The organism is Nocardia carnea (assembly GCF_029868325.1).
Classification (GTDB): domain Bacteria; phylum Actinomycetota; class Actinomycetes; order Mycobacteriales; family Mycobacteriaceae; genus Nocardia; species Nocardia carnea_C.
In genome coordinates this window covers 22397-29210 of sequence record NZ_JARWNW010000156.1, presented here as the reverse complement: position 1 = coordinate 29210, position 6814 = coordinate 22397, and the positions used below count along the sequence as shown (strand labels likewise).

5 protein-coding genes are annotated in these 6814 nt (G+C 69.3%); all 5 read left to right on the top strand.

Annotated features, from left to right (window positions below):
* Positions 1-194 precede the first annotated feature (194 nt).
* The 5 genes from QH196_RS11765 (at position 195) to QH196_RS11745 (ending at position 6752) form a co-directional block, all read left to right on the top strand.
* A complete protein-coding gene (locus QH196_RS11765; protein WP_280415808.1) occupies positions 195-1493 on the top strand; it encodes an AAA domain-containing protein in 1299 nt (432 codons plus the stop codon).
* Positions 1494-1619: 126 nt separating this feature from the next.
* The gene (locus QH196_RS11760; RefSeq protein WP_280415807.1) at positions 1620-2936 is read left to right on the top strand and encodes a S8 family peptidase; all 1317 of its coding nucleotides are present in this window, start codon (positions 1620-1622) and stop codon (positions 2934-2936) included.
* 9 nt (positions 2937-2945) lie between these two features.
* Positions 2946-3188 carry a hypothetical protein gene (locus QH196_RS11755; RefSeq protein ID WP_280415806.1) on the top strand — a complete coding sequence of 81 codons (243 nt, stop codon included), beginning with the start codon at positions 2946-2948 and terminating at the stop codon, positions 3186-3188.
* Between the two features lie 83 nt (positions 3189-3271).
* A complete protein-coding gene (locus QH196_RS11750; RefSeq protein ID WP_280415805.1) occupies positions 3272-5173 on the top strand; it encodes a serine/threonine-protein kinase in 1902 nt (633 codons plus the stop codon).
* Between the two features lie 418 nt (positions 5174-5591).
* Positions 5592-6752, top strand: a complete 1161-nt coding sequence (locus tag QH196_RS11745) for an FAD-dependent oxidoreductase (RefSeq protein ID WP_280415804.1) — start codon at positions 5592-5594, stop codon at positions 6750-6752.
* The last annotated feature ends 62 nt before the right edge of the window (positions 6753-6814 follow it).

The following is a 6814-nucleotide window of genomic DNA, read 5'->3' as shown; positions in this document are numbered from 1 at the left end:
GTCATGGACACCTTGGGGAACTGGCCGGTGGGGAAATCGTAGGGACTGCCGACCCCGCCCGCCGTCGTCGATACCGCGCGCTGTTCGGCGGTGGACGGGTTACCGGGCCGCGCGGAGTCGGACGGCGCGGAGCCGCCGTGGACGCAGGGGGGGCCGCCGCCGGATCCGGCGGCCGAACACCAGGAGGAGTGGTCGTGAGTACTGCTGAAGCGGTGATCGGCGCGATCCTCACCGATCTCGACAACACCGCGCACCGCGCGCTGGTCGTGGATTCCCCGCCCGGTGCCGGGAAGTCCACGCTGGTGGTGCGCGCGGCGCGGCAGCTGGCGGCCGCCGACGACGAGCAGCGGATGATCGTCGCGCAGACCAACGAACAGGTCGACGATCTCATCGATCGTCTCGCCACCGCCGACCCCGAACTTCGGATCGGGCGCCTGTCCGCCGGCGACTACCGGCCCAGTGCCCGGATCGACCGCGAGAACGTGGACGTCGCGAACCGCCCGGCCGACCTGGAGCGCTGCGCGATCGTGATCGGCACGGCCGCGAAATGGGCCACTTTGGACGAGGGCCGCTGGTCGTATGCGATCGTCGACGAGGCGTATCAGATGCGCTCGGATATGTTGCTGCGTATCGCGAACCGGTTCGACCGTGGACTCTTCGTGGGAGATCCCGGTCAGCTCGACCCCTTCGCCACGGTCGATTCCGACCGCTGGGCGGGCCTGTCCTGGGATCCGACCATGAGCGCGGTCGCGGTTATGCTCAACCACAACGACGGTATCCCGGTGCATACGCTGCCGGTGTCGTGGCGGCTACCGCCTTCGGCGGCGTCGGTGGTCTCCGCCGCGTTCTACCCCTTCGCCCCGTTCCAGGCCGGGACCCGGCCGGAGCAGCGGCGGATGGAATTCGGCACCCGCGGTCTGCGGGGTCCGGTGGACGAGGTGCTGGACGAGGCCGCGGTCCACGGCTGGGCCTATTACGAACTGCCCGCCCGGCACACCCTGCGCACCGACGCCGAAGCGGTGGCCGCCATCGCCGACCTCACCTGCCGGTTACTGGAACGCGGGGGTATCGCCCATTCCGAACAGGGCACCCGGGAGATCGACGCGACCCGGATCGCCGTCGGCACCGCGCACCGCGACCAGGCCCAGGCGGTGCGGGACGCGCTGGCTCCGACGATCGCCGCCGACGTCACCGTCGATACGGCGAACCGGCTGCAGGGCCGCGAATACGATGTCACGGTCATCCTGCATCCGCTCTCCGGCCGCCGCGACGCCGGTGCGTTCCACCTGGAAGCCGGGCGGTTGTGTGTGCTGGCGTCGCGGCACAGGCACGCCTGTATCGTCGTGGGCCGCCGCGGGATCGACGAACTCCTGGACGCGCACCCGTCGGCCGAACCCGTTTATCTGGGTGTGCCGGTGAAGTTCCCCGACGGCTGGGAGGCCAACCAGGCCGTGCTCAGCCGGTTGGCCGCCCACCGCATCCAGGCTCGCTGAAGATGAACTCGTAACAGCGGCAGCGGGCGGATCCGGAAACCGGCGGGAGACAACCGCGCCGCGGGACATTCGGCCGGGGTTGCGCTCCGATTGCCATGTCCGCGGTAGCGAGGCACCATTGCGGGCATGCGAGTCGTGCTCGAGCTCCGCCCCTCCCCCGAACAACTTTCCGCCGCAACCGGTTCGGCCACCGGGATTGCCGCCACCGATCTCACCGGCGAACTCCCCGGGTTTGCGCTGGACGCCGGCTTCGCCCCGGTGGCCCTGCCGCCGGGCGCGCAGTCGGTGAGCGATACGGCGCAGCAGGGAACCGGGTCGTATCTGGTGCGCGGGGAGATCCCCGACGATGATCGAGCCGCCCGCGAGGCGCTCGCCGGCGCCTCGGGCGTGGCCGGTGTCTTCTCGGATCCGGTGATCGAGCCCGTGCTCACCTGCGGTGACGACGGCGCGGTGGGTGACTGGAACAAGGTTGCCGAACTGCTGGGTCGCGCGGAACTCACCGCGGCCGGGCTCACCGGCGAGGGGGTCGCGCTGGCGGTGCTCGATTCCGGGATCAACGCGGGGAAGGTGCGGGAGGCGAGCGGTGCCGAGATCACCATCGATCCCGCACGCAGCTGGAATCCGGCCGGAGTAACCGGTAAGGCCGGTGAATTCGCCGTGGGACACGGCACCATGTGCGCTTTCGATGCGCTCATCGCGGCCCCGCGCGCGAGCTTCCTCGATATCCCGCTGCTGCAGAGTTCCCGGACCGGCGGCAGTGAGATGGACGGTCTGCTCTCCGATGCCCTGGCCGCTTTCGCGCATCTGCGCACCGTGCTCACCCAGCAGCCGGAGGATCGCCGCGCTCTGGTGATCAGCAACAGCTGGGGTGCGTTCGCACCGCAATGGGATTTCCCGGTCGGCGATCCCGGCAACTATTCCGATAATCCCGGCCATCCCTTCAACGTCATCGTCGGATCGCTGGATGCCGCGGGCGCCGATATTCTCTTCGCCGCCGGAAACTGCGGACGGGACTGCCCGGACGGGCGTTGCGCCTACCCCGAGCGGCCGATCACCGGGGCGAATTCACATCCGAATGTCCTGTCCGTGGCCGGTGTCGATACCGGCGGTCAGCGGGTGGGGTATTCGTCGCAGGGACCCGGCCGGCTGGCCGACCGCAAACCCGATATCTGCTCCTACACCCATTTCCTCGGTTCCACCGCCTTCGGTGCGGATACGCCCGATACCGGTACTTCGGCGGCGTGCCCGGTGCTGGCCGGGGTGGTCGCGGCATTCCGGACGAAATGGCCGGCCACACAGATCCCACCGGCCCGGCTGCGCGAACTACTGCACAGCACCGCGGCCGACCGGGGTGGCGCGGGATTCGATCACGATCACGGATACGGCATCGCCGAACCCCGTGCCCTGCTCGCCGAACTCCAGAAGGTGGCCGCGCGGGCGTAATCTGGTCTGATGCCGCTGCTGACCGTCGATCTGCCACCGGGCTCGGTGCTGGCCGACGCATTGCGTGCGCTGGACCTCGCCGAGGACGAGGTCGACTGCGAATACGGTCTCATCGCGCTCGACCCCGGCGCCGGTCGTTTCGCATTGCGGGTCGGTGCCGCGGCCGCCACCCGGCTGACCGGGTCGGCAGCAGCCCGGGTGTTCGCCGATCCGGCTATCGAATCCAGCACCCCCGACGAACCCCCCGAATAACCGAAATAACCCGAATAACCAGCTATTTCACCGATTTTCACGGGTCGCCCTCCAACATATGGGGTGCTGTGAACGGTCACAGGATGTGGTATCCGTTGCTCGTGGAAGGAACACCGTTCGGTCGCTATCGGCTGCTCGATCTACTCGGGGCCGGAGCCATGGGGGAAGTACACCGCGCCTACGACACCGGAACCGACCGGCTGGTGGCGGTGAAGGTCCTCGCGCGGGAGTTCGCCCACGACGCGGTGTACCGTAAACGCTTCCAGCGCGAAGCCCAGGTCGCGGCGCGGCTGGCCGAACCGCATATCGTGCCGATTCACGATTTCGGCGAGATCGACGGCCGCCTGTACCTGGATATGCGGCTGGTGCAGGCCCCCAATCTGGCGGAACTGCTCGCGGAGCGGGATCGGCTGGAAGTCGGCGAAGCGGTGGAGGTGATCGCGCAGATCGCCGCGGCGCTGGACGCGGCACACGCCGAAGGACTCGTGCACCGGGATGTGAAACCGTCCAATATCCTCGTCACCCCGAAGGGTTTCGCCTATCTGATCGACTTCGGGATCGCGCGCAGCGACGAGGACACCACCGTCACCACCACGGGCGCGGTGATCGGGACCTTCGCCTATATGGCCCCGGAACGGCTCGCGGACGACGAATCGGGCACTCGTTCGGATGTGTACTCGCTGGCCTGCGTTCTCTACGAATGCCTGGTGGGGGCCAAGCCCTACCGTGGTGAGAGTATGCAACGGCAGATCGCCGCGCACCTCAACGAGGAACCACCGCTGCCGTCGAACGCCGGTGTGCCGCGGCCGTTCGATGCCGTGATCGCCAAGGGTATGGCCAAGTATCCCAGCGACCGCTACGAAACGGCCGGTGAACTGGCGGCCGCTGCCCGGGCGGCGCTATGGGAACCACCGACGGAAGAGTCACCGGTTCGCGCCTCAGCACCGGCATCGGATCCGGCCCTCCCGGAATCGGAAACCCGAGATCCGCATACTCCTCCCCCTGGCACGCCGGTAAGCCCTGCGGAACCAACTCCGGTCGCGGCGGCGAACCCGGCTCCGATCACTACTCCGGACCCCATTCCGATCACTACTCCGGATCCCACCCCGGTCGCGTTTTCGGATCCCACCCCGGTCGCGATTTCGGACCCCACCCCGGTTACGGCTCCGGAATCCACGCCGGTCGCCGCTCCGACACCGCGGCCGCCCTGGCGGGCGATTATCGTGATGTCCGTACTGGCACTCGCCGTTGCCGGAACATCGGCGCTGGCCCTCACCCGGGACAACAGCACCCTCGTTACCGAAACCCCCGAGAAGGCTCCCCCGGCACTGAGTTCGACCATCCGCCGACCGGCTACCTCCACACCTGGTCCGATGCCCTCCGGACCGCCGCCCGTCCTCGCGCCGCCGGTTTCGGTCACCGAATCGGCGCCGGTCATGCCGGTGGCGCCCGGCGGTCCGGTTGCGGACCCCCCGCCGCTGGGGACCGAACCCGGACCACAACCCAGCATGTCTCCGCCACCACCGGTCACCACCACCCCGCCGCCACCGGTCACCACCACGACCACCGAACCCACCGAATCCGAAACCACAACTCCGGAGACAACCACCCCGGAAACAACCACGCCGGTAACGACGACTCCGGAGACAACGACTCCGGAAACCACGGTGACCACGACCGAGGAAGAAGGCGAAGAAGTAGCGGAAGACGGCAGCGCCGACGCCACCGGCAGCACCATCGCGACCTCGTCCGCCGTCGGGCCCACGGACGGCACCGCACTCTCCCCCTCGGGCGGATCCGCTACGGAAACCACCGCATCCTCGCCCACCGGGGCCGCGGTCGATACCACCACCCACCCGTCTACCACCGGAGCCACCGAGGGCACCACCACCGCACCCACCAACGGAACCGGCCAGCCACCCGCCCCGGCCCCATCCACGGACCGCATCACCGCCACCCCGTCCACGGCAGCCGATCCCGGCTGACTCCGGGGCCAGGTTTCGGACACGCTCACGACCCGGTGCTCCGCCACGCCGACCCCGGCGATGTACCCACACTGGTTTCCCGGTCTACGGTCCGGCCGAACCACGCACATGTCCGCGGGACCCACCGAGGACTCCTGTACGGGCGCAGTAGCGACGCCGGTCCGGCGATCCCATCCACCGCCACTGTCATGACGCCCCGATGGAAGTGCGGTGCCTCCGCCGGCCACCTTGGGCGATGCAGGGGCGCCGGCCGCCCGAATCCGCCCCGACCGTGATCTCGCCGCCGGCGGCCCGGCACGAGGCTGTACACCTGCTCTGCGGCGCCTCGAAAACGAGTCGAATCACACAGCACTCACCCGCTGCGCCCGCGCCATAATCGAGCCAGGACGGGCAACGGTGCCCGATACGGGAGGTGGGGATGACCGGCGAATCCAGCGGACAGCAACGGCGGGCGGTCGTGGTCGGGGCAGGTATCGCGGGGCTCACCGCGGCTGTCGCCCTGCGGCGGCGCGGCTGGCAGGTAGAGGTCCTCGAAAAGGCCACCGAGGTGGGGCCGGCCGGGTCCGGGTTGAGTCTGTGGCCCAACGGTTTGCGCGGTCTCGATACGGTCGGCGTCGGAGCAGCAGTCCGGGAACAGGCACTGTCGGCCACCGAAGCGGGAATGCGTGACCCCTCCGGCCGGTGGCTGGCACGGACCGATATCTCCGGAGTCCGCGACCGCTACGGCGATCTGGTGATGATCCACCGCACCGACCTGTTCGACATCCTGCGCCGCGCGCTCGGGGACGCCCCCGTTCGGCTCGGCGCGGCAGTGGACGCCGTGGATTCCACCGAGAACGGTGCCCGGGTCCGGCACAGTCTCGGCACTTCCGAGACGGATGTGGTGTTCGGTGCCGACGGCATCAACAGCACTGTCCGGGCATTGCACTGGCCCGATGCCGCGCCACCGGAGTACGCGGGTTACACCGCCTGGCGGTCGATCGTCCGGCCCCGCACCCCCGTAACTTCCGGCGGCGAAACCGTCGGGCGCGGGGACCGTTTCGGTATCGCCCCGCTGCGAGACGGCCGGGTGTACTTCTACGGCTCCGCCACCGTGCCCGCGGGAACCCACAGCCCGGGTGGCGAACTCGCCGAACTCCGCCGCCGTTTCGCCGGCTGGCACGAACCGATCCCGGATCTACTGGCCGCGACCGATCAGGAGACACTGCTGCGGCACGATATCTACGAACTGCCGCGGCTCGACAGCTATGTGCGCGGGCCTGTCGCGTTGCTCGGGGATGCCGCCCATGCCATGACCCCGAACCTGGGGCAGGGCGCGAATCTGGCCATCGAGGATGCGGTCACCGTGGCGGCCCTGCTCGACCGGCACCGGGATATCCCGTCCGCTCTCGCCGAATACGACCGGCTCCGGCGGGCGCGGGTCGAACCGCTGCAGCGGTTGTCGCGCCGGATGGGCGCCGCGCTCCAGATGTCCTGGGCGCCGGCGGTGGTGATACGCGATGCGATCATGCGGTTGACGCCCACCGGCCCGGCGCTGCGCGGCCTGGCACCCGTGCTGAATTGGCAACCGCCCAACTGAGTTCTCGTGCGGGGCTCCGCTGCTTCTGGCCTGAGCCGGGCCGGCGCCGGCTGAACACCGTC